At 59.4% G+C, this 25,067-nt stretch carries 23 protein-coding genes; 6 read left to right on the top strand and 17 right to left on the bottom strand.

The window, feature by feature from the left end:
• Nucleotides 1-117: 117 nt before the first annotated feature.
• A complete protein-coding gene (gltX, locus tag JF535_RS07315) occupies nt 118-1,593 on the bottom strand; it encodes a glutamate--tRNA ligase (protein WP_066966799.1) in 1,476 nt (491 codons plus the stop codon).
• Between the two features lie 243 nt (nt 1,594-1,836).
• Here gltX and JF535_RS07310 point away from each other — a divergent pair, with 243 nt between their 5' ends.
• The 5 genes from JF535_RS07310 to JF535_RS07290 all read left to right on the top strand — a co-directional run bounded on the left by JF535_RS07310 (nt 1,837) and on the right by JF535_RS07290 (nt 6,357).
• Complete coding sequence (locus tag JF535_RS07310; protein ID WP_207000773.1) at nt 1,837-2,529, top strand: glycerophosphodiester phosphodiesterase family protein; 693 nt, start codon at nt 1,837-1,839, stop codon at nt 2,527-2,529.
• On the top strand, nt 2,513-3,721 hold the full coding sequence (locus JF535_RS07305; protein ID WP_207000771.1) for a glycerol-3-phosphate dehydrogenase/oxidase: 1,209 nt from the start codon (nt 2,513-2,515) through the stop codon (nt 3,719-3,721). Before JF535_RS07310 ends, JF535_RS07305 begins: the two co-directional genes overlap by 17 nt.
• Before the next feature lie 120 nt (nt 3,722-3,841).
• On the top strand, nt 3,842-4,870 hold the full coding sequence (gene dusA / locus JF535_RS07300; RefSeq protein WP_207000769.1) for a tRNA dihydrouridine(20/20a) synthase DusA: 1,029 nt from the start codon (nt 3,842-3,844) through the stop codon (nt 4,868-4,870).
• Nucleotides 4,871-4,928: 58 nt separating this feature from the next.
• On the top strand, nt 4,929-5,873 hold the full coding sequence (gene tal, locus JF535_RS07295) for a transaldolase (RefSeq protein ID WP_207000767.1): 945 nt from the start codon (nt 4,929-4,931) through the stop codon (nt 5,871-5,873).
• A 22-nt stretch (nt 5,874-5,895) separates the two neighbouring features.
• Nucleotides 5,896-6,357 carry a tellurite resistance TerB family protein gene (locus tag JF535_RS07290; RefSeq protein WP_207000764.1) on the top strand — a complete coding sequence of 154 codons (462 nt, stop codon included), beginning with the start codon at nt 5,896-5,898 and terminating at the stop codon, nt 6,355-6,357.
• A 37-nt stretch (nt 6,358-6,394) separates the two neighbouring features.
• On the opposite strand, the gene JF535_RS07285 is transcribed toward JF535_RS07290, so the two are convergent.
• From JF535_RS07285 to hrpA, 7 genes are all read right to left on the bottom strand, one after another.
• Nucleotides 6,395-7,036: an STAS domain-containing protein gene (locus JF535_RS07285; RefSeq protein ID WP_340674138.1), complete on the bottom strand. Its 642-nt coding sequence runs from the start codon at nt 7,034-7,036 to the stop codon at nt 6,395-6,397.
• 294 nt (nt 7,037-7,330) lie between these two features.
• Nucleotides 7,331-8,557, bottom strand: coding sequence for a PP2C family protein-serine/threonine phosphatase (locus tag JF535_RS07280; RefSeq protein WP_207000762.1), 1,227 nt, complete (start codon nt 8,555-8,557; stop codon nt 7,331-7,333).
• A gap of 66 nt (nt 8,558-8,623) precedes the next feature.
• A complete protein-coding gene (locus tag JF535_RS07275) occupies nt 8,624-9,577 on the bottom strand; it encodes an MlaA family lipoprotein (RefSeq protein WP_242523752.1) in 954 nt (317 codons plus the stop codon).
• 127 nt (nt 9,578-9,704) lie between these two features.
• Nucleotides 9,705-10,535: an HvfC family RiPP maturation protein gene (locus JF535_RS07270; RefSeq protein ID WP_207000761.1), complete on the bottom strand. Its 831-nt coding sequence runs from the start codon at nt 10,533-10,535 to the stop codon at nt 9,705-9,707.
• Nucleotides 10,525-11,397 carry an HvfB family MNIO-type RiPP peptide maturase gene (locus tag JF535_RS07265; RefSeq protein WP_207000751.1) on the bottom strand — a complete coding sequence of 291 codons (873 nt, stop codon included), beginning with the start codon at nt 11,395-11,397 and terminating at the stop codon, nt 10,525-10,527. The genes JF535_RS07270 and JF535_RS07265 overlap by 11 nt, the downstream gene beginning before the upstream one ends.
• Before the next feature lie 181 nt (nt 11,398-11,578).
• Nucleotides 11,579-11,902 (bottom strand): HvfA family oxazolone/thioamide-modified RiPP metallophore, encoded by a 324-nt coding sequence (locus JF535_RS07260; protein ID WP_207000749.1) that lies wholly within the window; start codon nt 11,900-11,902, stop codon nt 11,579-11,581.
• A gap of 338 nt (nt 11,903-12,240) precedes the next feature.
• Nucleotides 12,241-16,140, bottom strand: a complete 3,900-nt coding sequence (gene hrpA / locus JF535_RS07255) for an ATP-dependent RNA helicase HrpA (protein WP_207000747.1) — start codon at nt 16,138-16,140, stop codon at nt 12,241-12,243.
• 245 nt (nt 16,141-16,385) lie between these two features.
• Here hrpA and JF535_RS07250 point away from each other — a divergent pair, with 245 nt between their 5' ends.
• Complete coding sequence (locus tag JF535_RS07250) at nt 16,386-17,867, top strand: peptide MFS transporter (RefSeq protein ID WP_242523751.1); 1,482 nt, start codon at nt 16,386-16,388, stop codon at nt 17,865-17,867.
• 359 nt (nt 17,868-18,226) lie between these two features.
• Here JF535_RS07250 and JF535_RS07245 read toward each other — a convergent pair whose 3' ends face one another.
• The 9 genes from JF535_RS07245 to JF535_RS07205 form a co-directional block, all read right to left on the bottom strand.
• Nucleotides 18,227-19,408 (bottom strand): vWA domain-containing protein, encoded by a 1,182-nt coding sequence (locus JF535_RS07245; RefSeq protein ID WP_207000745.1) that lies wholly within the window; start codon nt 19,406-19,408, stop codon nt 18,227-18,229.
• Between the two features lie 165 nt (nt 19,409-19,573).
• Complete coding sequence (locus JF535_RS07240) at nt 19,574-20,419, bottom strand: AAA family ATPase (protein WP_207000743.1); 846 nt, start codon at nt 20,417-20,419, stop codon at nt 19,574-19,576.
• 171 nt (nt 20,420-20,590) lie between these two features.
• On the bottom strand, nt 20,591-21,271 hold the full coding sequence (locus JF535_RS07235) for a YEATS-associated helix-containing protein (RefSeq protein WP_161859294.1): 681 nt from the start codon (nt 21,269-21,271) through the stop codon (nt 20,591-20,593).
• 280 nt (nt 21,272-21,551) lie between these two features.
• Nucleotides 21,552-21,914 carry a hypothetical protein gene (locus tag JF535_RS07230; protein WP_066966850.1) on the bottom strand — a complete coding sequence of 121 codons (363 nt, stop codon included), beginning with the start codon at nt 21,912-21,914 and terminating at the stop codon, nt 21,552-21,554.
• A gap of 61 nt (nt 21,915-21,975) precedes the next feature.
• Complete coding sequence (locus JF535_RS07225; protein WP_340674137.1) at nt 21,976-22,428, bottom strand: YcgN family cysteine cluster protein; 453 nt, start codon at nt 22,426-22,428, stop codon at nt 21,976-21,978.
• Nucleotides 22,429-22,438: 10 nt separating this feature from the next.
• Complete coding sequence (locus JF535_RS07220) at nt 22,439-22,729, bottom strand: YcgL domain-containing protein (RefSeq protein WP_207000740.1); 291 nt, start codon at nt 22,727-22,729, stop codon at nt 22,439-22,441.
• Between the two features lie 45 nt (nt 22,730-22,774).
• Nucleotides 22,775-23,932, bottom strand: a complete 1,158-nt coding sequence (gene rnd / locus JF535_RS07215) for a ribonuclease D (RefSeq protein WP_207000737.1) — start codon at nt 23,930-23,932, stop codon at nt 22,775-22,777.
• Entirely contained in the window at nt 23,933-24,535 is a 603-nt protein-coding gene (gene recR, locus JF535_RS07210; RefSeq protein WP_207000736.1) for a recombination mediator RecR, read from the bottom strand.
• 113 nt (nt 24,536-24,648) lie between these two features.
• Nucleotides 24,649-24,996, bottom strand: a complete 348-nt coding sequence (locus JF535_RS07205; RefSeq protein ID WP_066966865.1) for a YbaB/EbfC family nucleoid-associated protein — start codon at nt 24,994-24,996, stop codon at nt 24,649-24,651.
• Nucleotides 24,997-25,067 lie beyond the last annotated feature (71 nt).

Here is a 25,067-nt window from a genome sequence, read left to right as displayed (position 1 = left end):
CATATTTCTTCGGGAGAAGAACGCCACTCGGCACTATGACTTTTAGACAGGCAATAAAAATGCCACTTCGGATGCCCGAGTGGCATTGGTGACGCACAAACGCCTGTTCAGGCGGCCTCAGCCGAGGCTCGCGAACTCTTTTTCCCAGCGCTTCAGCACCTTCTTGCCAGCGCCGCCCAGTACTTCGACGGCCTGGCGCAGACGGGCGCGGCTGAGGTCGGGGCCGAGCAGTTCCATGGCGTCCATCACCGAGAAACTGGCGGTGGTGCCACTGATGGCCACAAACAGGGGCGCGTTGAAGTCCTTCAGCTTGATATCCATCTGATTAGACAGCTCTTTGACGGTGGCAAAGATGGTGTCTTTGCTCCAGCTGCGCAGCGCTTCCAGCCTCCACAGGGTAAATTGCAGGAGCTTCTTCTGGTCGTCCAGCGCCAGCTTGTTGCCAGCAAAGCTCTCTTCGCTGAGCGGCAGCTTGCCAGAAGCAAGGAAGCTGACCAACGGCAGGAAGTCACCGAAGGTTTCCATGCGGCCCTTGGCCTGGGGCAGCACTTTGAGCAGGTTTTCGCGGTTCAGCAGCCACTGCTGCAGACGGTCGGCCAGCTGCTCGTCTTCCAGCTCGCGGATCCACAGGCCATTCAGCCAGCTCAGTTTCTCCACATCGAATACCGGGCCGCCGAGGGATACCCGCTGGATGTCGAAATGCGCGAGCATTTCGGCCAGGGTGAACTTCTCGCTCTCGTCCGGCATGGACCAACCCATGCGGCCGAGGTAGTTCAGCAGCGCTTCCGGCATAAAGCCGGCGCGCTGGTAATAAAGGATGGAGGTGGGGTTCTTGCGCTTGGACAGCTTGGTCTTGTCCGGGTTGCGCAGCAGCGGCAGGTGGCAGAGAACCGGCATCTCCCAGCCGAAGTATTCGTACAGCAGCTTGTGCTTGGGCGCGGAATTGATCCATTCCTCGCCGCGCAGCACGTGAGTGATCTCCATCAGGTGGTCATCCACCACGTTGGCCAGGTGATAGGTGGGCATGCCGTCGGACTTGAGCAGTACCTGCGCATCCACCTGCGCCCAGTCAATCTCGATGGTGCCGCGCAGCAGGTCTTCCACCACACAGGTGCCGGACTCCGGCACGTTCATGCGCACCACGTAGGGCTCACCCGCCGCCTTGCGCTTCTCGACTTCTTCCGCGGGCAGCGCGAGATCACTCGGCTTGAGGGTTACCTTGCCGGACTCCTGCAGCTGCGCGCGCAATTGATCTAATTCTTCCGCAGTGCGGTAGCAATGAAAGGCGTGGCCTTTGGCGACCAGCTCGTCACAGTACTGCTTGTAGATGTCGCCGCGCTCGCTCTGGCGGTAGGGGCCGTGCGGACCGCCCACATCCGGGCCCTCCTGCCAGTCGAGCCCCAGCCAGCGCAGACTGTCGAGGATCGCCTGCTCGGATTCCGGGGTGCTGCGCGCCTGGTCGGTATCTTCGATACGCAGTACAAACTGGCCACCCTGGGCCTGGGCGAAACACTGGTTGAACAGGGCAATATAGGCAGTACCTACGTGGGGATCACCGGTGGGAGATGGCGCGATACGGGTTCTTACGGTCATTGGAATCCTGATATTGGACTGGTAATTGGAAATGGAAGATAGACGATAAAGGCGCGGCATTATATCGCCGGGCTTGGGGGCCGCACAGTGCGATTCTGCTCCGGTGTATCAGTAGCTTCAAAAGTGCGCCAGTCCTTCCTTGCAACCCACCCCACAGCAACTATTTTTCATATAGAGATTTCGCAGTATCTCCCACCTCCTTTATTCACACAATAAAGCCTCACCCGGCGGGAATTCACATCAATGCTGATTGCGCATTTAGGCGACAAAATTCACCACCCGGAAAATACCCTTGCCGCCTTCGAGGGCGCACATGGTCTCGGTGCCTGCGCCATTGCCACCGAGGTACAGTTCAGCAAGGACCGCACGGCCTGGTGCTGTGCCGGCGAGGGAATGGACTTTGTTCAGGCGGGCATTTCGACGCCGCTCCACCACCTGAAAGACCGTGACCTCAAGGCACTGCCCCTCAGCAGCTTTCAGCAGCTGGTGGACTGGGCCAGCCGCCACCGGCACCTGGAGTGGTTTGTGGAATTGAACCCGCAAACCTTGTCGCATATGGGTGCGGAGGCGGCGATCCGTGCGCTGCGCGATGAAATTTCCGGCTGTACCGATGCGTTCGTAATCCTGGCGTCCGACCTGCGCAGCCTGCGGCTTGCCCGCAACCTGGGCTTCTATCAGGTGGCCCTGCGCGTGCCGAGTGTTGCGCGCTGCCTTTCTGCCGATGTCGTCACGCTGGCGCCAGACTTCCTGTTTATCGACCACACAACGGTCGATTGCCAGGAGCTGCCGCCGGGTCCCTGGCAGTGGGTCGTGCAGGAGATCAATACCGCGCAGGGGGCGGTGCATTGGCACCATCGTGGTGCACACCACATCCTTACGGGCAATCTGCCGCTGTTGATGCGCTCCCGGGAGGCCAGTAATGTCTACGGAATATGATGTGCTGGTGGTCGGTGCCGGTATTCAGGGTGCCGGTGTCGCGGAGGCGCTGACAGCCGCCGGGCACCGGGTGGCCATTCTGGAACAGGAATCTGTGGCCTACGGCACTTCTTCGCGCTCCTCCAAACTGATTCACGGCGGGCTGCGCTATCTGGAGAGCGGGCAAATCTCGCTGGTTTACGAGTGCCTGAAAGAGCGCCGCTGGCTACTGGCCAACAAGCCGGACCTGGTACACATGGTGCCCTTCCTGATCCCGGTGTACCGGCACAGCCGCCGCCCAAGCTGGAAGATACGCCTGGGCCTCAGCCTCTACGCGCTGCTTTCCGGGCTGTTTTCCTCCTACGCCCGCTTCCGCTCGGTAAACACCCAGGATTACGACGCCCTGTGCGGGCTCAACAGCGACGATTTGCTGGCGGTGTACCGCTACTACGATGCGCAAACCGACGATGCCGCGCTGACCCGAGAGGTCATCCAGACCGCGGTGCGCGGTGGCGCCGAGCTACTCTGCCCCGCTAGCCTGGTGGGTGCGGAGGTGACTGACAAGTTCGTACGGGTTGATTACTTCCACGACGGCCAGCTCAACACCCTTCACTGCCGTGCGCTGGTGAACTGCAGTGGGCCCTGGATCGAAGAGACCAACAGCAAGTGCACACCCAGCGCGAAGCTGCCACCACTCGAGCTGGTTGCCGGTACCCATATTCAGGTACCACTAAAACTCGCCAATAAAATATTTTATGTGGAGGCGGAAGACGGCCGAGCGGTGTTCGTGATGCCGTGGCAGGGTGAAACCCTGATTGGCACCACCGAACGCCCCTACCACGGCGATCCCGCCGAGGTGGCCCCCACGCTGGAAGAAAAAGCCTACCTGCTGCGCACACTGAAGCAGTACTTCCCGGAGACACGACCGCTGCAGTTAAGTGACCTGAGCGACAGCTGGGCGGGGCTGCGGGTGCTGCCGCACGCCAGCGACAATCCCTTTTCCCGCAGTCGCGAGACCATGATCTGCACCGACAACCCCAAGTGCCCACGGATCGTCGCGGTGGCCGGAGGCAAGCTCACCAGTTACCGCGCTACCGCGCGCAGTGTGGTAAAAAAACTGCGCCCGCTGCTGGCGAGTAAAGCCGACTGGGTAGCGCCACCCGCCACCCAGGCATCCGGTACCCGCGAGGACGCCAAAGAGCGCAACCTGTGATTGCCCGTTTGCGTCTGCCGCGTCCAGTCGCCTAATGTCCCGCGCCCGATGAGCCGCGATCCGGGGAAACGCGCTGTATCTTGTTATACTGCGCGCAGTTTTATCCTCTGATTGCTGTTTATGTCCGAATCTTCCCCATCCTCAACTGCCCCCACCCCCATCACCGCGGGTACGGCAACGGCTGTTTCGCACCGCTTCTGCACCGCACCTCTGATGGACTGGAGCGACCGTCACTGCCGTTATTTCTGGCGGCAGTTCAGCCAGCACGCCCTGCTCTACACCGAAATGGTCACCACCGGCGCCATTCTGTTTGGCGACCAGCAGAGTCACCTGGATTTCAATGTGGAAGAACAGCCGGTGGCGCTGCAATTGGGTGGCAGTGATCCGCAGGACCTGGCGCGCTGCGCGGAAATTGCCGAGCGCTGGGGTTACAGCGAAGTGAACCTGAACTGCGGCTGCCCCAGTGACCGGGTGAAAAAAGGACGCTTCGGTGCCTGCCTGATGGCAGAGCCGGACCTGGTTGCGGAGTGCCTGGGAGCGATGCAGAGTGCGGTATCGATACCCGTCACCGTGAAGCACCGTATCGGTATTGACGATATGGAGGACTACCCGGGGCTCACGCGCTTTGTGGAAGCGCAGGCACAGGCCGGCATCACTACGTTTATTGTGCATGCGCGCAAGGCCTGGCTGAACGGCTTGAGCCCCAAGGAAAATCGTGAAGTGCCGCCACTGAAGTACGAGATGGTGTACCAGCTGAAGCAGGATTTCCCCGAGCTGGAAATTGTCCTCAATGGCGGCATTAACACACTGGATGAGTGTCGCGAACATCTGCAACAACTGGATGGTGTTATGCTCGGGCGCGCGGCATACCAGACGCCGGGGCTGCTCGCCGGGGTGGATGCCGCACTGTTTGACGGTGAACCCGGGCCAACACCCGCCGAAGTGGTACGCAACATGCTGCCGTACATCGAGCGGGAACTGTCGCGCGGCCAGCGCCTGAATCATATTACCCGACACATGATGGGGCTGTTCCAGGGCGTACCGGGGGCACGGCGCTTCCGCCGACACCTGAGTGAGCACGCACATACCGCAGGTGCGGGGCCGGAAGTACTGGAACACGCTTTGGCGCTGGTCACGCAAGCCGCCTGACCCGCGCTCTGGGCACACAAAAAAACAAGTCAACATTCGCAATAAGGACGTGGGGAACATGAACAAACTGGAGCAACTCAAACAGCGCAGCCTGGTGGTCGCCGATACCGGGGACATCGAAGCCATTCGCCGCTATCAGCCGGAAGATGCCACCACCAACCCATCACTGCTGTACAAGGCCGCTCAGCTCCCCCAGTACCAGCAACACCTGAAGGACTCCATCGCCTGGGCGGAACAGAAAGGCGGCGACGTGATCGCTCTCGCCGCGATGAAACTGGCGGTGGCCATCGGTCATGAGATTTTGCAAATTGTTCCCGGAGTGGTATCCACCGAAGTAGACGCGCGGCTGTCATTCGACACCACCGCCAGCATTGAATACGCACGCCAGCTGGTCGCCATGTACGAGCAGGCCGGTATCGACCGCAAGCGGGTTCTGATCAAGCTCGCCTCGACCTGGGAGGGCATCAGCGCGGCCTCGGTACTGGAGCGCGAGGGCATCCACTGCAACCTGACGCTGCTGTTCAGCCAGTGCCAGGCGGTAGCCTGCGCCGAAGCCGGCGTCACCCTGATCTCCCCGTTTGTGGGCCGTATCCTCGACTGGTACAAGGCCAGCACCGGTCGGGATGACTACACTGCGAAAGACGACCCCGGCGTGCTCTCCGTGGCCAGCATTTACGAGTACTACAAGGCCCGCGAGTACCCCACCATCGTGATGGGCGCCAGCTTCCGCAACACCGGCGAGATCGAGGCCCTGGCGGGCTGTGACAAGCTCACCATCAGCCCGCAGCTGCTGCAGGAACTGCAGGATGACAACGGCACCCTCGCCGATGGCCTCAATAGCGACATTCCCAACCAGGCGCGCCCTGCCGCCCCCATGCGGGAGGCGGAATTCCGCTACCAGCTGAATGCGGACGCGATGGCTACGGAGAAGCTGGCAGAGGGTATCCGCAATTTTGTCGCGGATCAGTTGAAGCTCGAGGAATTGTTACAAGCCGCGCGCTAACACACCAGAACAAGGAAACGCCATGTTGCAGCAGATTCGCAAACTGTTCGACCAGATCGGCCGCGGAGAGAGTGTGGAGGTGCGCACCGAAAAAGACGTGCGCATGATCAGCGCTGCACTGATGGCGGAGATCGCTACCGCCGACCAGAAGGTGGATGAGCGCGAGCACGCTGCACTGGTGCGCCTGTTGCGGGAGCATTACCAGCTCGATGAGGACACCGCCCGCAGCATGGTGGAACAGGCCCTGGCAGATCGCAATGAAGCCACCTCACTGTATGAGTTCACGCAGACCGTGAACGACAACTTCAGTGAGCGGGACAAATATTTGCTGATCAAGCAGATGTGGGAAGTGGCCTTTGCGGATGGGGAGATCGACGCCTTTGAGGAGCACCTGATCCGGCGCGTGGCGGAACTGATCTACCTGCCCCATGGCCTGTTTACCCGCGCCCGCGCCGAGGCTCGCGACCGGGATATTGAATCCTGAGCAGGCGTCTGCTCGCGGCTTACAGAGTGCGCTAGGCTTAGTGGTTTGCAGCCGCCTTCGCGGTCTGCTCACTCTCCAGCGCATGCACCAGGTCACGGAACGTGGCTTCGTTCTGCTCGTTCATGCTCATCAACACGCGGTGCGCTTCCAGCACCATTTCCCGCGCGCTTTGCTCGTCTGGTGTATTGCACTTGAGGGGAGCCGGCTCCGCCTGATAGGCGTCATTGTCGGCATCGGAAGAGATATCCATCAGCGCGTCAAATCCCATGGAATCCAGCAGGTGCAGCAGTCCGCGGTCGTCACACAACACCAGCGGCCGGCCGCCCTTGCGCTCGGCACTGCGGAACGCAATTTTCGCCATGAGCCCCAGTGTGGTGCTATCGACCCCCTGGGTTTCGTGCATATCAAACACCACACCGCGGAATTCGCTGTGGGAAAACATCTTGTCGATAAAACTATCGAAAGACGTACACAAATTGAGGCGTACATCGCCAACCAGCTTCACCACGTAGATGCCCTGGTGGTCGCCAACCATGATCTGCCCGGACTGCATAGTAACCTCACGCGCTCCCCGCTCTTGTCCCGAGCCAGGGGCGAGATAGATGATTTGCGGCTTGTGACCGCGGCACAGTTCCTTGTGCAAGCCTAGCTCAATCCGCACCTCTGCGAGGATTCGCACGATAGAGCCAGAAGTGGGGCGGAGCTTACTCCTGCCCACCGGTACTGACAAGACCAGTGTGAACGGGTTAACAGGTGTGACCAGAAAGTCCGGTAGTTTATATTTCCGGGCTCTCCTTATGCCCCACAAAACCCTGTTCGCGGAGCCAGTTTCCAATACCTTTTATGAATGTCTCATGAATGTGCGGCGCATGCCTGACATAGATCAGGCACAGGCCGACAAGGCGTCCTGTATTTGGCATCGGGAGCTACATCGCTGGCCGGGGCAGCAAAAAACACAGCAAGAAATGGACCACTAACGCTCGTCCTGGCGCAGGGTCAGGATGGTGATGTCATCGGGAAAAGATTCGGCGGTGTCCACCTTGAGCGCCGCGCACAGACTGTCAAGGTCGCCCCGGCTGCGATCAATGAGTTGCAGCAGGTCATCCTCTCTCTGCAGCAGATCCCCCGTCAGCAGCTCGAGCACCCCATCCGAGCAGGCCACCAGACGCCAGCTTGCGGGCAGGCTGCAATGGCGCACTTCCCAGCCACCGTGCTCAAACAACCCTAGCGGGCGCCCTTTGCCAGAGAGCCAGCGGGCGCCATCACTGGTCACCAGTGCCGGCATCGGCACCTGCCCCGCCACCGCGTAGTGCAGTTGCCGGGCGCGACTGTCCAGCACTCCCACAAACATGCTGGCATGCTTGTCCAGCCGGGTGGCGAGCAGCTCGCTATTAATCATTTCCAGGATTTCGGTGAGGTCGCTGTCGAGGGTATTCAGCTGGCTGAACAGCGGCCGCTCCCTCAGCAGATGCATGATGCTGTGCTTGATGAGTGCAGTTACCAGCGCAGACGACACCCCGTGCCCGGAAACATCCACCAGGTAAAACGCCACAAAGCGCTCACCAAACAGACCGTAGTCGATGAAATCGCCGCTCAGGTACAGGGAGGGCTGCAGGCGGTAGGCGGCCTTGATTCCGGCCGGGTATTCGTAAGGCGTGCGCGGCAACAAGTGCTGCTGGAGCTGCCGGCCGGCCTGGTGATCCCGCTGCAGCAGGTCGATGTGCTCCTTGAGTTCGCGGTTGCGCGACTCCAGCTGCTCCCGGTACTGACGATTTTGCGCGGCCAGCTCACGAGCTTCCATGATCCGGGTCAGCGCGTGGTCGATCACGCTCTCATCGGCAATCGGTTTCAGCAGATAGTCACTGGCCCCCAGGCGCAGTGCCTGCACTACATCGTCCACTTCACTGTCGGATGCCAGCACCACCACCGGCGTATCGGGCGACAGGTGCTTTACTTTGCGCAGCACTTCCAGCCCGCCCATATCCGGCAGGTACAGGTCGGTAATCACCAGTTGGTGGCTGTCGGGCGTGAACTGCCCGATGGCTTGCACGCCGCTATCCAGAACGGTTACCTGATAACCGAGCCGCGCAAGCGCGCCCTGCACCAGGCCACAAGAGGGGGAATCCGGGTCGATCAGCAACAGCGCATGGCGCGCGCACTCACCGACCTGAGCCGCTGCCACCGCAGGTGCGCTCAACATGGCACCCTGCGCACAGCAGCTGGCCGACATCCGGCATACACCGGCATCGGTTTGGCAAAGCGGGTATCAGAAGTCGTATTCATCCAGGTCGCCGCCAAAATCATCTTCCTGCTCACCATCGTTGATCAGGAATTCGCGCCGCTGCAAATAGGCATCACGCATCAGCACATAACGGTCACCCTGAAGGAGCGACTCGGTTTGCAGCAGGCTCGCACGAAGTTGGATCAGATCGATGCCTTTCAGGGTATTTTCGACGGCATTGTCTTCCAGGTAGGTCAGCGGGTTGGTGTACCAGTCGACCACAATAGCGGGCGCATCACGCACCGTGGAAGGGCCCATAAACGGCACCACCAGATAAGGGCCGGACTCCATCCCCCACACGGCCAGGGTCTGGCCGAAGTCCTCGCCATCGCTGCGCTCCAACCCCATGTGCTGGGCTACATCAAACAACCCTACAACACCGACAGTGCTGTTTATCAGGAAGCGTCCGGTGTCATTGCCCGCCTGCCCCCACTTCCATTGCAGGATGTTGTTCAGCACATTGTTGACTTCGTGCATGTTGGCGAAAAAGTTGGAGATGCCCGTCTGCATGAAAACCGGCGTTATCTGACGATAACTGACTGCGGCAGGCTTCAGGAACCAGCGATCCGCGGTGTCATTGAAGCGGAACATGGCGCGATTGAACCCCTCCCAGGGATCGCGATCCTCCGGCTCCTCCGCGCTGGAGAATTCGTCTGCCGGATCAAAGCCGTATTCACTTTCAAGCTCGGAGCCAAAGTCATCCGCGCTACCGGTATCCGCACCTGCAGCGCCGTCGCCTTCGTTACCGGCGCCAAAATCATCAACTTCAGCGGGATCAGCATCACCGGCCGGCTCGGGAGCAGGCTGTGATGCGGGGGCGGCGGCCGCGGCTTCGTCAGGAATTTCTGCGAATGGATCTGACGCATCCTGCGCCATTGCCAGAGGCGCTGACAGCAAAGCGGCCAGAGTCCAGGCAGTTAAAGGTGTGCGCTCAAGCAATTCCCTGCTCCTCGCAAAATATTTTCGATTGTACAAACCAGGTTCTTTTTTCCGTTTTCGCGATATTACCACTGGCCGCTTAGGCAGCATAGCAGCTGGCAGTTTTCGCCATGTCCACTGAAAGGTTTTATACGGGCCGGAAGCCCGCGAGAATATCCAGGGCGTGGAGCTTGCGCAGGAGTTCCTTACCAAACTCCACTACCTGCGCCGGCTGCGAGTGCTGAATATCCGCAGCAAGCGCCTCCAGCAATGCGCGGCCGGAGAGTAGCTCTGGCTCCGCCACTTCATCGTCCGCGGCATTATGCGACTGAATCAGCGACAATAAATGTGATGTCACCGCGTTGGCCTCCAGGAAGCCGACATCATCGGCGCGATTGCGGTAAACCACAAGAAATGTCGGAGTTTGCGGCGGCTCGGCCGGCTGGAACGCGGGGCCGATATGATGCACCGGGAATACATAACTGAGATTCCAGGCCAGTGGCGAGGGGATTGGCGCCCAATCCAACAACTGCTCGTCGGTGTATTCAAGCTCAAGCCCCGCAGGAAACACCGCCTCACTCACGTCGAGCGCCAGCTCTACCCACTCGTAATGGGCAAGCTCCCGCAGAAAGGCCGGGTCCCTGCTGCTGCCTTCACCATTTGCGCGCTCCGCCTGCAGATACTGAAGAAACTCTTCGCTGATCTGTAAAAAGTACGGGCTGTGGGCCTGATGAGTGCGCACGAAGTCACGCACCATGGCATGCCATTGATCGTCGTCCAGAATGCTGCGCAATACGGGAAATCCACCGGCGATGAACGACTCGATATTGTTGTAGATCAGATCCCGGTAGATACCCATGCGGCGGTCTTCAATACCTGCCGGCGCATCTACCTGGTCCGGCGCACGCAAGTGCGCGGCGAAGTCACCCTGTATCTGCCGGAAGCCTGCTGCTTTTTTCTCGCGCTGATCAACGGCCATACACAGCCTCCGCCGGCCGGGGCGACGCATCCTTTCCGTCGTACACCGCCGCCTGACAGGCGCGAATACGCTGCACCTCCTCACACAGTTCCGGTAACGGGGGGATATTGAAGTCCCTTTCCAGCAGAGTGGGGATGGGCCCGAAGAGTTCATAGGCACGCTGCAGTAATTGCCATACCGGGTCGATTACCGGCGCGCCGTGGGTGTCCACCTTGAGATCCTCGGCCTCATCGAAATGCCCGGCAACATGGGCATAGCGGATACGCTCTGCAGGCAACCCGGCGAGAAAAGACTCCGCATCGTAGCGATGATTAATGGCGTTTACATAGATATTGTTCACGTCCAGCAAGAGGTCACAATCGGCCTCCTGCAGCACCGCGTTCAAAAACTCCAGCTCCGACATCTCCTGCCCGGGCGCCGCGTAATAGGACACGTTCTCCATGGCGATACGCTGCTCCAATATGTCCTGCACCCGCCGGATTCGACCGGCAACATAGTGCACGGCTTCCTCGGTAAAGGGGATGGGTAACAGGTCGTACAGGTGGCCCTGCTCAGAGCAGTAACTCAGGTGTTCGCTGTAACAACGGATGTTGTGATCGCGCATGAACTGTTTGATGGCCCGCACCAGCGCTTCATCCAGCGGGTCCGGCGCGCCGATGGACAGAGACAGGCCGTGAATGACAAAGGGAAAACGCTCGGTGAACTCACGAAACCAGCGGCCGTATCTCCCGCCCACGCCGATCCAGTTTTCCGGCGCGACTTCGAGAAAATCCACCTGCTCCGGGGAAACGGTTTCCCCCATCATGGAGCGCCTGAGCCCAAGGCCGGCGCCCTGAACGGGGTAATGATGTGTTTGGCGCATTGAGTACACCCCGCGTTCGCAGTGCAGGCCCTTATTCAGGGCACACTGCAACTTGAATTAGCTCTTTTACGTTTACAAACAACCCGGCGCTAGGCCGGGCTGTTGAAGGTACCTATTGAAGGTTCTTGAGAAAGATTCCGAAGAAACGCTCCGAAGAAAGGTTCCTGGGAATAAGCTGCGATCAGCCGCCGCACTTACCCTCACCACACTTACCTTCTTTCTTTTTACCTTCGCCGCATTTACCTTCGCCGCACTTACCTTCTTTCTTTTTACCTTCGCCGCACTTGCCTTCGCCGCACTTACCTTCTTTCTTTTTGCCTTCGCCGCACTTGCCTTCGCCACACTTGCCTTCTTTCTGCTTGTGGTCGTCCAGCATTTTGAGGTTATAGCCAGCAGTCAGCTCGGTCGCAGTAAACGGATTCGCAGAGGCAGCGGTGCTCATGGCTGCAGACGCAATAAAAGCAGCACTCACAGCGGCCGCCATCGGCAGGTTTTTCTTGTTCATGATCGTTCTCCTGTTGGAAGTTCCAGATGTATGCGTACTAAGAGGCTGCTCATTTCAGGTCGCGCTGGTTTAGGTACCCCCGCAGACGAGAAAATCACCGCTCCCGGATTATAGTGCCCCGAGACTGAAATGCCCCCAAAGTCAGACCAGTGGTTCATATCGCGAGTTCAAGCGAATTTCAGCGACGTTAACAAAACGTGAGCCAGGTCCACGAGGGCCTCTTCAGCGAGGACTGTATGTAGGTCGTAGGTGCAGGCACATTCTTACATACGCCGGGAAAATAAAAACAGATGCACGGCAGCGCTGTCATCAGGCCAGGGGGCGGCGAGCCCGCCGGCTCAGTATTCCAGCTCGCCCCAGAACTTGCGCAGCCGTTTGATCGACACCGGCATCTGGGTTTTCAGGGTCTGCGCGAACAGTGAAATCCGGAACTCTTCCAGCATCCAGCGGTATTCCACCAGGCGGGGATCCCCGGCCATCCATAGTGAATCCTGCTTGCTCGCCAGCGCCAGATACGGTTCTTCGGCCTGCTGGAACTCCGCCGTCAGGCGGCGATCCCGGTTGGGGTCCAGGGCCGCTTTCTCCAGGCGCAACTCAATACCCTTGAGGAAGCGGCCATACTGCCGCAGCATCTCCAGTGGCGTGTGGAACAGTACGCCGCGGTAGAAAAGCCCGGACAGCTGACGATTGATGTCCCCCACTGCCATGGCCACGGCGAGATTCTTCTGCTGCTTGATCTGTTTGCGCAGAGGCACCAGCTGCGACAGGGCCTTCACTAGTAAATTGGCTATTTCCTGTGCTACCGCGACCAGTTTTTCCCGCTGCGCCAGCGACGCCATAAAGTCTTCCTGAGTGCGGGGCCAGCACTCGTCTTCCCAGAAACATTCGCGCACCGCCGCCATCAGGATATCGTCGGCCACCTCCTCGCGGCGCCCAAGGTCTGCGGCGCTCAAGCCCAGCTCTTTACCTTTCAGCAATTCCTTGCGCAGATACTTCACCGGCTCGGGCAGATGCAGGATGGCCAGACGACACACACCTGCGCGGGTCAAGCGCCGTGCTTCCTCGGGGTTATCCAGCAGCTTCAAGTCGACGCTGTCTTTGTGTGCGATCAGCGCGGGGTACGCACGCACCTTGAGGCCACCCTGATCGAGCTGGTGCGTTTCCGGCAGTGCGCCAAAGTCCCACTCGGTAATGCCTGCCCGTTCGAACCCATCGCCGGCGCTCGCCAGCTCCTGCTGCACACGGTCTCGGTAGCGGGCCTGCAGAACATCGAGGTCCCGGCCCTGATCCAGTAACTGCCCTTTTTCGTCGAGCACCTGAATGTTGAACCGGTAGAAATCCTCCACCGCCAGCTCCGCCTGCTGCCAGGCTTCTTCCGGCAGCGCCTGCGCAGTCTGGCGCTTGAGCTCGTGGGCAAGCGCCTGCCACAGCGGGGCATTCTCCGGCTGCATACGCGGCAGCGCCTTGTCGACCGCCGCGGGCACCGGCACAAAGTACTTGCGGTAGTGCTTCGGCAGGTTTTTTACCAGGGCGATGCACTTGTCGCGCAAGATTCCCGGCACTACCCACTGCAGCCGCGCCGCCGGCACCTGGTGCAGGGCACCCACCGGCACCTGGATGCTCACACCGTCGTCAACGCTGCCGGGCTCGAAGTGGTAGCTCAGCGGATACTCAATACCGCCACTGATCAGGGAGTTGGGGAACTGGGCTTCGCCGACATGTTCCGCATCCTGCTGCATCATCAGATCGCGGGGCAGAAACAGCAGCTGCGGATCCTTTTGTTCCGCCTGCTTGCGCCATTTTTCAAAGCCCGCCAGATTGACCACATCCGCAGGGATACGCTCATCGAAAAAGCGGTACACCACCTCGTCATCCACGACGATATCGCGACGTCGGGATTTTGCTTCCAGATCTTCCAGCTCTTCCAGCAGCGCTTTGTAATGCTTGAAGAACTTGCCTTTACCGCGGTAACGCTGCTCCACCAGCGCCTCGCGGATAAACACCTCGCGCGCGACAACCGGGTCCAGCTTGCTGAAATGGATACGCTGTTTATCTACCAGCACCAGGCCGTACAGGGTGACCTTTTCAAACGCCATCACTGCGCCCGAGCGCGGATTGTAATGGGGCTCGAAGTAATTGCGCTTGACCAGGTGCTCGGCACAGCCCAACACCCAATCGGGTTCGATCTTGGCCACCGTGTGCGCGAACAGGCGGCTGGTTTCCAGCAGTTGCGCGGCGACCACCCAGCGCGGCGGCTTCTTGTACTGGCCGGAACCGGGGAAGATATGGAAGCGGCGATTGCGACAGCCGAGGAATTCCTTGTTTTCGTCGCGCGCCCCGATATTGTCCAGCAGCCCGGGGAGAATCGCCTTGTGCACACTGGCGTAGTCCGCGGGCTCCTTGTTCAGTTTCAGGTCCAGGTCGCGGATGGCGAGACGCAGCTGGTGGTGGATGTCTCGCCACTCGCGCAGGCGCAGCCAGGACAGGAAGTTTTTCTGGCACCACTTGCGCAGCTGGTTCTGGCTCAAGTCCTGTCGCTGGGCTTCATAGCCATCCCACAGGTTGACCAGGGTCAGGAAATCCGATTGCTCATGTTGCCACTGCCGGTGCTTTTCATCCGCTGCCTGACGCTTTTCTGCCGGTCGCTCGCGGGGATCCTGCACCGCCAGTGCGCTGACAATAATCAGCAGTTCCCGCAGGCTACCTGCGGGACCAGACTCCATCAGCATACGGCCAAGGCGCGGGTCGAGCGGCAGCCGCGACAGTGCGCGCCCCAGTTTGGTGACATGCCCCTTGCCATCAACCGCTTTCAATTCCTGCAGCAGGTTGTAGCCGTCGTTGATCAGGCGCTGGTCGGGCGGGTCGACGAACGGGAATTCGCGAATATCACCAATGCGCAGCTGCAGCATCTGCAAAATCACCGCGGCCAGATTGGTCCGCAGGATTTCCGCATCGGTAAATTCCGGGCGCTGGATAAAATCGCTCTCTTCATACAGGCGCACACACACGCCGGCACTGACGCGGCCGCAACGGCCGGCACGCTGGTTGGCACTGGCCTGGGAAATGGCCTCCACCGGCAAACGCTGGATTTTGCTGCGATAACTGTAGCGACTGATACGCGCGGTACCGGGGTCGATCACATAGCGAATACCCGGCACGGTAATCGAGGTTTCCGCCACGTTGGTGGCAAGCACAATCCTGCGCCCCTTGTGCGGCGCAAACACCCGGCTCTGCTCGGCCAGGCTGAGGCGCGCATACAGCGGCAGCACTTCCAGGTGCGGCAACTGGGCGTCCCGCAATGCCTTGGCACACTCGCGGATTTCCCGCTCACCGCTCATGAACACCAGAATGTCGCCGCCGCGGCGGGACGAGGATTTTTCCTCGTGCAGCAGCTCTTCCACCGCGCCGATGATCTGTTCATTCAGGTCTGCATCACTGTCTGCGGGCGGGCGGTAGTGAATGTCCACCGGGTAGGTTCGCCCAGACACCTCGATGATCGGCGCGTTGTCAAAATGCCGGGAGAATTTTTCCAGGTCGATGGTGGCAGATGTAATGATGATCTTGAGATCCGGGCGCCGGGGCAGCAGGGTTTTCAGGTAGCCCAGCAGGAAGTCGATATTGAGGCTGCGCTCGTGGGCCTCGTCGATAATCAGGGTGTCATACTGGTTGAGCAGCGGGTCGCGCTGGATTTCGGCCAGCAGAATGCCGTCGGTCATCAATTTGATGTGGGTGTGCTCGGTACTCTGGTCGGTAAACCGCACCTGATAACCGACGGAGTCCCCCAGTGGTTGCCCGAGTTCCTCGGCAATGCGATTGGCCACGGTGCGCGCGGCAATCCGCCGCGGCTGGGTGTGGCCGATCTGACCGTAAATACCGCGGCCCAGCCCCAGGCAGATTTTGGGCAACTGGGTGGTTTTGCCCGAGCCTGTTTCACCGGCCACCACCACGACCTGGTTGGCGGCGATCAATTCCGCGATTTCTTCCCGCCGCGTCACTACCGGCAGCCCTTCGGGCCACTCCACCCTGGGCAGCTTTTGCCGGCGCGCCTCGGCCAGCGCCAGCGATGCGGCTACCCGGGATTCCAGCTGCGCCAGCATCCGGTCCGCGGGCTTGCCCTCTTTCAGCCGCCGCTGAATATTCCTGAGGGTGCGCTGCAGCTCAAAGCGGTCGCGCCCCATACACTGGGGCAACCGCTGCTGATACTGCTGCAAATTCGGCTGGCTGGACTCTCGGCTCATATGACTGCTTATTCAGAGGAAAACGGCAAACCGGCGATTATACCTGCTGGGGACTGCCTGGGTCTGTGCCTAAACTTGCGCTCGTCCCTCTGCGCGGAAGGCTTTGCCTATACTCAGGTCATTGGCGCAGTTTAAGCCCCTTCAGCGGGCCCCACGTGCAACAAATTTCCAGCAATAGCCCACGGATGAGCCGCACTTGCCAGAGCAAGCCGGCAACCGCTGCGCGAACATGTTCAGGAGCCCCCATGCAAGATCTCAAGCCAAAGCCCCCGGCCAGCGCCGGCGAGATGATGGGACACCCGAAGGGGCTATTCCTGCTGTTCGGAACCGAGATGTGGGAGCGCCTCAGCTACTACGGCATGCGCGGCATCTTCGTGTTTTACCTGACCTCCGCTGCGGCCGCTGCCGCCTTCGGCTGGGATGCGCTGTCGGATACCGAGCTGCAGTCCAAGGCGCTGAGCTACCTGGGCACCTACGCCATGCTGGTGTACCTGACGCCGATCCTCGGTGGCTGGATGGCCGACAACAAGTGGGGCCAGCGGCGCTGCATCATGTTCGGCGGGGTGCTGATGATGCTGGGGCAGTTTGCCCTGGGCTTCCCGCACAAGTGGCTGCCGGACGGCACCGAGATTTACGGGCTGTGGCTCGGCCTTGCGCTGATGATCATCGGCAATGGCTTTTTCAAACCGAACATTTCCACCATGGTGGGCGACCTGTATGACGAGGGCGACAAGCGCCGGGATACCGCCTTTACCATTTTCTATATGGGCATCAACCTGGGCTCGATTCTCGGTTATCTGGTCATCGGCTGGATTGGTGAGAAGGTGGATTACCAGCTGGCGTTTGTGGTGGCCGGCCTGGGCATGCTGCTTGGCCTGATTCTGCAGATGACCCAGGGCGACAGGATGCTGGGTGAAATTGGCAACCAGCCTTCGGCAAAACTGGGGCTGAAGCCGAACCTTGGCGGTGATGACAAAAAACGCCCGCTGACGCTGGAAGAGCGCGACCGTATCAAGGTGATCCTGATTCTGGGGCTGTTCACGGTTATTTTCTGGGCAGGCTTTGAACAGGCGGCGGGTTCGATGAACCTGTTCGCCAAGTACAACACGGACCTGCATATTTTCGGCTTCGAAATTCCGGCCAGTTGGCTACAGATGGTGAACCCGCTGTTCATCATCATCTTGGCGCCGGTGATGGCGAGTATCTGGGTGGGCCTGGGCTCGCGGGAGCCGACTTCGCCGGGGAAATTCAGCCTCGGCTTGATTTTCCTCGGGCTCGGTTTCGTCTCCATGGTGGGTGCGGCGATGCAGATCGGGGATTCGGAGACCGCGAAAGCGAGCCCCTGGTGGCTGGTGGTGGCGTATATTTTCCACACCATTGGTGAGCTGTGCCTGTCGCCGATCGGGCTGTCGATGGTGACGAAGCTGGCTCCGCTGCGCTATCTGTCTCTGATGATGGGGCTGTGGTTTGCGTTTATCGGTATTGCCAATAAGGGCGCGGCAGAGATCGGCAAGCTGGTGGGCGAGTCCGGACCGCTGGCAACCTTTGGCGGTGTGGCGATTGCGGCGATTACGGCCGGACTGATCCTGTTCTTTATTCGAGAGAAGCTGGTGGACTGGATGCACGGCGCGGAAGAGGAACACACCGTGGTGAAAGACACCACCCAGGAAGAAATCGGCATCACCGCCGACCACGATGTGGCGCCCAAGCGGAAGTTTGGGGAGTAATTTTTAAGCCCGGTGGCGATGGCGCTACCGGGTACAGCCTTGTGAAACACGCCGTAAACCCATCCCTGGGGGCTCTTCCGCGAGGTCCCTCTCGCGGAAGGTTTCACAAGGCTGCACCCGGTATCGCCACCTTCAATTCAAACCAATTCACTTTGAATAAATCCCGACCACAACCGCATCGGATCGAAGCGTAATACTTTGACGCAAAGGCAAGGTGCCGGGTGCGGGTTTTCAGGAGCGTCGGCGACAGGGACGTCGCCGCCGCAGCGCCCAGGGATGGGCTCACAGGGGGGCGCCTAGCTCGGTCCTGAAAACCCGCACCCGGTGCCTTGCCGCCACCGCAGAAGTTCAGGGTTGGTCTAACGCCCCTTCACCAGATAGGCAATCGCCCTATCCAACCCCTCGATGGTCATCGGGTACATATGTCCGTCCACCAGACGCTGGGTCATGCTGATGCTGGCGGTGTACTGCCAGTATTCTTCTGAGGTGGGATTGAGCCAGACGAGCTTTTCATAGGTGTTGGTTACCCGCTGCATCCAGGCCGCGCCGGGCTCTTCATTCATGTGCTCCACGCTGCCAAAGCGGCTGGTAATTTCATAAGGCGCCATGGACGCGTCGCCGACGAAAATCACCTTGTAATCCTTGCCATAGGTGCGCAGCACTTCTACCAGCGGGGTGGCCTCGGAGTAGCGGCGGTGGTTGTCTTTCCACACATGCTCGTAAATAAAGTTGTGGAAGTAGAAATACTCCAGGTGCTTGAATTCACTGCGGCACGCAGAGAACAGTTCTTCGCACTGTTTCACGTATGGGTCCATGGAGCCGCCGACGTCGAAGAAGATCAGTACCTTCACCGCGTTGTGTCGCTCCGGCACCATCTTGATGTCCAGCAGGCCGGCGTTGCGGGCGGTTGAGCGGATGGTGTCGTTCAGGTCCAGTTCTTCCGCCGCACCGGTGCGCGCGAACTTGCGCAGTTTGCGCAGGGCCACCTGAATATTGCGGGTACCGAGGCTGACGCTGTCGTCGAGGTTGCGATACTGGCGTTTTTCCCACACCTTGGAGGCGGATTTGTTGCGGCTCTGGCCGGCAACACGGATACCGCCGGGATGATACCCGCTGTTGCCGAACGGGCTGGTGCCGCCGGTGCCGATCCATTTGTTACCGCCGCTGTGCTTTTTCTTCTGCTCTTCGAGGCGTTTTTTGAACTCCTCGAGCATTTTTTCCAGCCCGCCCATGGACTCGATTTTGGCTTTTTCTTCATCGCTCAGCTGCTTCATGAACTCCGCGCGCAGCCAGTCCTCGGGGATCATCTGTTCGAGAATATCGTCGAGGGTTTCCAGGTCTTTGAAGTAGGCAGCGAAGGCGCGGTCGAACTTGTCGAAGTGCTTTTCGTCTTTGACCAGACAGGTGCGGGCGAGGAAATAGAAGTCATCCAGGTTGGCATACACCAGACGCTGCTGCAGGGCTTCCAGCAACGATAGCAGCTCGGTGATAGATACCGGAAGCTGGTGGCGGCGGAGGTTCAGGAAAAATCCAATGAGCATAGTAAAAGCACGACGAAGTAAGGAGTTCGGGCGAAGGTGGTGCTGGCGGGGGGAGGTTTGCGAAACCTTCACCGCCATGGATGGCGGTGCAGAGCCCCCAAGGATGGGTTTACGGCGTGTTTCGCAAACCTCCCCCCGCCAGCATCACCGCCACGAAATGTAACTTTAGCGCCCTTCACGACGCGCCATGAAAGCGAGACGCTCCAGCATATGCACGTCCTGCTCGTTCTTCAGCAGCGCGCCATACAGCGGAGGAATCGCAGACGTCGCATCGCGATTTTTCAGCACATCCTCGGAAATATCATCGGCCATCAACAGCTTCAGCCAGTCGATCAGCTCGGATGTGGAAGGCTTTTTCTTCAACCCCGGCACCTCGCGGATCTGGAAGAAAATATCCATTGCCTCCGACACCAGTTGCTGCTTGATATCCGGATAGTGCACATCCACGATTTTCTGCATGGTCGCGCGGTCGGGGAAGCTGATGTAATGGAAGAAGCAGCGGCGCAAAAATGCATCCGGCAGCTCTTTTTCATTATTGGAGGTGATGATCACAATCGGGCGCTGTTTGGCGGTGATGGTCTCGCCGGTTTCGTACACATAAAACTGCATACGATCGATTTCCACCAGCAGGTCGTTGGGGAATTCGATGTCGGCCTTGTCGATCTCATCAATCAGCAACACCACCCGCTCGTCGGCCTCAAAGGCCTCCCACAGCTTGCCTTTTTTGATGTAGTTGCCGATGTCGTGCACCCGATCGACCCCCAGCTGGGAGTCGCGCAGGCGCGAGACGGCATCGTACTCGTACAACCCTTGCTGGGCCTTGGTGGTGGATTTGATATGCCACTGGATCAGTTTCAGGCCAAGGCTGCTGGCCACTTCTTCTGCCAGCAGGGTCTTGCCGGTGCCCGGCTCCCCCTTGATCAGCAGTGGGCGCTGCAAGGTCACTGCCGCGTCCACCGCCATTTGCAGATCGTCCGTGGCGACGTAACTGTCGGTTCCGGTGAATTTCATGGCCGCTCCGAATTGCTTTACAGGTAAAGCGTCCATGGTAAAGGAAGAGCGGGAGGGTGCCCAAGGCGGAATCAGTCAGAATAAATGACGGCAGTGGCCGCACACGAGAAAAATGCGACCAGGAGTGGACCGACAGTCAGGAATAGGCGGGCGCCGCATGGTTCGGCGTAATCAGGCCACTTCTGCGCGACGGCGGCGCACCACCTGGCGACCCTTATCGGTTATGTACCAGCGGATGCCCAGGTGGCTGTGAATTTTGCCGACCATTTCCAGCACCAGCAAACTGTTGAGAGCACGTGCCACCGAGTTGGTTTCCATATTGCCCTCCTGCACCATGCCGGCCAGGGAACGGAACACGCAGTCGCCGTTATTGAGCAGGCTGAGTACGTGCAGGGCATTGTCGTCGAGTTTGCGAATCTGATTGAAGTCCAGTGTGGGGCCCTGATCCGGGTCACCCTCGATCTCGTGCTCCAGCAGCGGCATCATCTCCAGCTGCATCGCGCGGATTTCCTGCTCCAGGTTCTCTACCCGAGCGCGGGCGATGCTGGCATCACGCAGTTGGCGCCGGGCGGCATTGAAGACAAACATGCGCGAGGCGATCGCCGCGAGCAGGCAGTAACCGGTAAAGATCAGCAGGCGGGAGGGGTCGCCCTGTATCTCGATAAGCAGGTCACTTTGGGTGAACTTGAGGAAAATGGGCACCATCAAGGCGCCGCACAGGCCCATGATGAGGCAACGGGCCAGGCCCGCGGGGTCTTCCTCGGTAAACAGCATCTGGTAGTAATTCACCAAGCCACCGAGGATACCGGAGACCAGCATGACCGCGGTCAGTATTAGCAGGTGATCAAGCATCCCTGTCCCTTTATTCCATGCACTACAGGCACTGCTGAACTTTGTGCGTTTTTTCTTCGGCGTCTTGGCCGTTGTCGGGTGCACCCTGGCGCAAGCGCCATACGATTTCTCACCGGTTGAACGCTCTGCCTGCGGAGCATAGCGGCGGAGATTGCGGCGGGCCTTAATAGATATAGCAGTTGGAAGGCTGGTCGGGAGCCGCAGAGCGCGGCAGGAGAAATGAAATGGCGCCAGTTACCGCGCGCGTCGGCCACTGGCGCTGATTCGAAGAAATGGATGATTAGTACTGGTCACTCTCGGTCATTGGCCGGTCTTTTCGGCGGCGCAGTATCAGGGTCACAATGCCCACAATGAGCATTACTGCCAGCGCACCGGCGGCGGCAAATACCAGGCTGGCAGCCACTTCCGGGGCGGCGCCCTCTTCCTCAAAGACGGTCTGGTAAACAAACAGCGGGAGCACCGGCATCAGCGGACCATCGGCTGCGCCCCGCGCGGGAACCAGTAACACTGTGGCCGCCTCCAGCAAAATCAGGTTGCGCACCCAGGACCAGCTCCAGTTACGCATAAACCACCAGCCTGCGGCCAGCAGAATGACCGTGCCACCGGCATAAATCGACCAGGCAAATTTGAACTCTTCCGCCATGTTGTAATTCGCTTTTCGTTTGCTGTTATTTGTTGACGATTGGGCGGCGATGCCGCACTGCTTAATCGCCACCCACCCAGGTGACGATGTATTCTTCATAGTCTTCCACGGGCACTTCGGTTTCGCTGACGACCTTATCCCGTACGGAAATGCCAGCCCGATGCACACTCTCCGGATCGCCGGACACCAGCGGATGCCATACCGGCAGTGATCCGCCCTGCGCAAGAATACGATAAGCACAGGTGGCCGGTAGCCAGGTAAAACTGGCGGCATCTTCCGGCGTCAGCTGAATGCAATCCGGCACCCGCTGTTTGCGATTCGGGTAGTCGCTACAACGGCAGCTGTGCGTGTCCAGCAATTTGCACGCGACACAGGTGGTAAAGACCTCACCGGAATCTTCCTCTTCCAGGCGATGCAGGCAACAGCGTCCACAGCCGTCACACAGCGACTCCCACTCAGCCGGCGTCATTTCCGCAAGTTTTTTGCGCTGCCAGAAGGGGCGTTGGCTTACCACAGTGACCTGCTCAGCCCCGCGGGAGCTTGCTGTTCTGGGCGGCAATCGCCCGCATCTCATCATCCACTACCGGCGGCATCTGCAGATAGTAGCCCTGATCCTTGACAGCGTGCATGACCTTTTCCACATCCGCGCGTGCGAGCTTGCGCTCCGCGGTCAGCAACAGGGTGCTCACGTGCACGGGCTTGCCGAACAGCTCCTGCAGTTTCTCCGGCACGCCGCTCAGCCCCTGCTGTTTTTCTACATACAGGTACATTTCTTGTTCCCGCGGACTGCGGTAAATATCACACACGACCTTCATCAATTACGTTCTCGATTCAATGTTTCAAGGGGCCGGCTGGCGACCTCAACCACGCTTCAGTGCCTTTAATTCTTCCAGCAGCGGCTCACCAACCACGGCGCGACGCCAGCCTGTCAGCCGCCCTTCGAGTACCGGAGTATCCGCCTGTACCAGCTGCTCCAGTTCTTTCTTGCGCACCAGAATCTCCGGCGGTAGCCCCGCCGCCTCTGCAAGTGCGACCACCTTTTTGCGCAGCAGTTTCAGCACCTCGCCCTGCTCTCGGTTGAGCGGTTGCTGCAGCCTCGGAGGGAGGTCACTGCGCGCTCCGGCCTGGGCGATGATCTGCAACAAAGTGTCGCCATACTTGCGCAGGGTTTTGCCCTCCAGCCCGGGCTGGGAAAGGGTCGCCAGGTACTTGGGCATGGCCTGGGCGAGGCTCATGCATACATTTTCTTTGAGCAAATGGTTGCGCGGCATATTGCGCGCGCGCGCTTCCCGCTCACGCCAGGCACAAAGGTCCTGCAATACGGCCAGCTGAGCCGGCTGTAGACGCCAGGCCCCCTTTACCTTGCGGTAATAGAGTTCCGGTGGCTCCGGTGTTTTCGCCGCGTCGACGACCGCAGAGCAGTCCTCCTGCAACCATGCCAGACGCTCCTGCTCCCGCAGGGTTTTCAATAGCATGGCGTACACCAGCGGCAACCAGGCAACATCCAGCGCAGCATAATTCTTCTGAGATTCACTCAATGGGCGCTGTAGCCAATCCGAGCGGGTTTCGCTCTTGGGCAGTTCAATCTGCAGCAATTGACTCACCGTAGCGGCATAGCCAAGCCCTGCGCCCATACCGGTAATGGCGGCACCAATCTGGGTATCAAAGATCGGCTCCGGCACCACCCCCAGCAGGCGATCCAGTGTTTCCAGATCTTCGCTGCAGCTGTGCATGATTTTGGTCACGCGGGTATCCAGCAGTAATGCTCGCAGCGGCTCCAGGTCTTCAATCGCCAGATTGTCCACCAGATAGCAGCGCTTGCCATCGCCCAACTGCACCAGCGCGGGGAGCGGGTAAAACGTGCGGCTGCGCATGAACTCAGTGTCTAATGCCACAGCGGCCTGGGTGCGCAAGCGTTCGCACAGCGCCCGCAACTGTTCACTGCTGTCAATCCACACTGGTGTGGTATCCACCAGTTTCTTCTCGGCGATGGAGGTACTGGTTTTCAGGTCCGTCATTTACAACACCGTGCGACTGTTGAAAGCGTGGGCCAGGGTTCCGCCATCGATATATTCGAGCTCCCCCCCGATGGGTACACCGTGTGCGATACGACTGACAGAAACGCCTTTGGCGCGCGCGCGTTCGGCGATGAACTGCGCGGTTGCTTCACCTTCCACGGTCGGGTTGGTGGCGATAATCAGTTCGCCAATACCGCCACCGTCTTTTTCACCCAAGCGCTCACCGAGCAGATCCAGGCCGATATCGGCAGGGCCGACACCATCAATCGGCGACAAATGACCGTGCAGCACAAAGTACAGCCCGTGGTAGTTGCCCGCCTGCTCGATGGCCAGCACATCCGCCGGCGTTTCCACCACACACAGCAGCGCGTGATCCCGACGGGTGTTGTTGCACAGGGAACAAACTTCCTGTTCCGTCAGTGTGCGGCAGCGGCTACAGCGGCCGACTTTTTCCACCGCCTGTTGTAATGAGGTGGCCAGCAGGCCGGCGGCATCCCGGTCTTTTTCCAGCAAATACATGGCCATCCGCTGCGCGGATTTCGGGCCGACGCCGGGAAGGCAGCGCAGAGCGCGAATCAGGTCTTCGATCAGGGGGCTGAACATATTGTGCGTTCGACCATTTCAAAAAAAGAAAAAGGGTCCTTGCCGGACCCGAAAATCACTTGGGCGGACCAGTGTCGACACCCTGCGCCAGCAGCAATCGACACTTCCAGGTATCAACCGAAGGGGAACTTGAACCCTTCCGGGAGGTTCATACCAGCAGCGAGACCGCCCATCTGTTCTTTTTGCAGTTTCTGGCTGACTTCTTCCACGCGTCGTACGGTGTCGTTGACCGCGGCTGCCAGTAAATCTTCCAGCATTTCCTTGTCTTCGCCGAGCAGGCTCTGGTCGATATTTACATCCACCACATCGTGACGACCATTCATGGTCACTTTGATCATACCCGCACCGGACTCGCCGGTGACGCGCAGATCCGTCAGCTCTTTCTGCATTTTTTCCATGCGCTCTTGCATGTCGGCCTGCATTTTCTGGGCCTGCTGCATCAAATCGCCAAAACCTTTCATCATGGCTTCTACCACCTAATCAATTCATACATTTCTTGCGGACGTGAGCTCCGAATTTTCTTTGGCGTCAC

Origin of the sequence: Microbulbifer salipaludis (assembly GCF_017303155.1) — a bacterium.
Classification (GTDB): Bacteria; Pseudomonadota; Gammaproteobacteria; order Pseudomonadales; family Cellvibrionaceae; genus Microbulbifer; species Microbulbifer salipaludis.
Note: the sequence above shows the minus strand (reverse complement) of the source record. Positions and strands in the feature narration are given on the sequence as shown.

Bases quoted from the DNA above. Each gene is read 5' to 3' on its own strand.
- gltX (WP_066966799.1), bottom strand. From the start codon at position 1,593: ATGACCGTAAGAACCCGTATCGCGCCATCTCCCACCGGTGATCCCCAC.
- JF535_RS07310 (WP_207000773.1), top strand. From the start codon at position 1,837: ATGCTGATTGCGCATTTAGGCGACAAAATTCACCACCCGGAAAATACC.
- JF535_RS07305 (WP_207000771.1), top strand. From the start codon at position 2,513: ATGTCTACGGAATATGATGTGCTGGTGGTCGGTGCCGGTATTCAGGGT.
- dusA (WP_207000769.1), top strand. From the start codon at position 3,842: ATGTCCGAATCTTCCCCATCCTCAACTGCCCCCACCCCCATCACCGCG.
- tal (WP_207000767.1), top strand. From the start codon at position 4,929: ATGAACAAACTGGAGCAACTCAAACAGCGCAGCCTGGTGGTCGCCGAT.
- JF535_RS07290 (WP_207000764.1), top strand. From the start codon at position 5,896: ATGTTGCAGCAGATTCGCAAACTGTTCGACCAGATCGGCCGCGGAGAG.
- JF535_RS07280 (WP_207000762.1), bottom strand. From the start codon at position 8,557: ATGTTGAGCGCACCTGCGGTGGCAGCGGCTCAGGTCGGTGAGTGCGCG.
- JF535_RS07270 (WP_207000761.1), bottom strand. From the start codon at position 10,535: ATGGCCGTTGATCAGCGCGAGAAAAAAGCAGCAGGCTTCCGGCAGATA.
- JF535_RS07265 (WP_207000751.1), bottom strand. From the start codon at position 11,397: ATGCGCCAAACACATCATTACCCCGTTCAGGGCGCCGGCCTTGGGCTC.
- JF535_RS07260 (WP_207000749.1), bottom strand. From the start codon at position 11,902: ATGAACAAGAAAAACCTGCCGATGGCGGCCGCTGTGAGTGCTGCTTTT.
- hrpA (WP_207000747.1), bottom strand. From the start codon at position 16,140: ATGAGCCGAGAGTCCAGCCAGCCGAATTTGCAGCAGTATCAGCAGCGG.
- JF535_RS07250 (WP_242523751.1), top strand. From the start codon at position 16,386: ATGCAAGATCTCAAGCCAAAGCCCCCGGCCAGCGCCGGCGAGATGATG.
- JF535_RS07245 (WP_207000745.1), bottom strand. From the start codon at position 19,408: ATGCTCATTGGATTTTTCCTGAACCTCCGCCGCCACCAGCTTCCGGTA.
- JF535_RS07240 (WP_207000743.1), bottom strand. From the start codon at position 20,419: ATGAAATTCACCGGAACCGACAGTTACGTCGCCACGGACGATCTGCAA.
- JF535_RS07235 (WP_161859294.1), bottom strand. From the start codon at position 21,271: ATGCTTGATCACCTGCTAATACTGACCGCGGTCATGCTGGTCTCCGGT.
- JF535_RS07230 (WP_066966850.1), bottom strand. From the start codon at position 21,914: ATGGCGGAAGAGTTCAAATTTGCCTGGTCGATTTATGCCGGTGGCACG.
- JF535_RS07220 (WP_207000740.1), bottom strand. From the start codon at position 22,729: ATGAAGGTCGTGTGTGATATTTACCGCAGTCCGCGGGAACAAGAAATG.
- rnd (WP_207000737.1), bottom strand. From the start codon at position 23,932: ATGACGGACCTGAAAACCAGTACCTCCATCGCCGAGAAGAAACTGGTG.
- recR (WP_207000736.1), bottom strand. From the start codon at position 24,535: ATGTTCAGCCCCCTGATCGAAGACCTGATTCGCGCTCTGCGCTGCCTT.
- JF535_RS07205 (WP_066966865.1), bottom strand. From the start codon at position 24,996: ATGAAAGGTTTTGGCGATTTGATGCAGCAGGCCCAGAAAATGCAGGCC.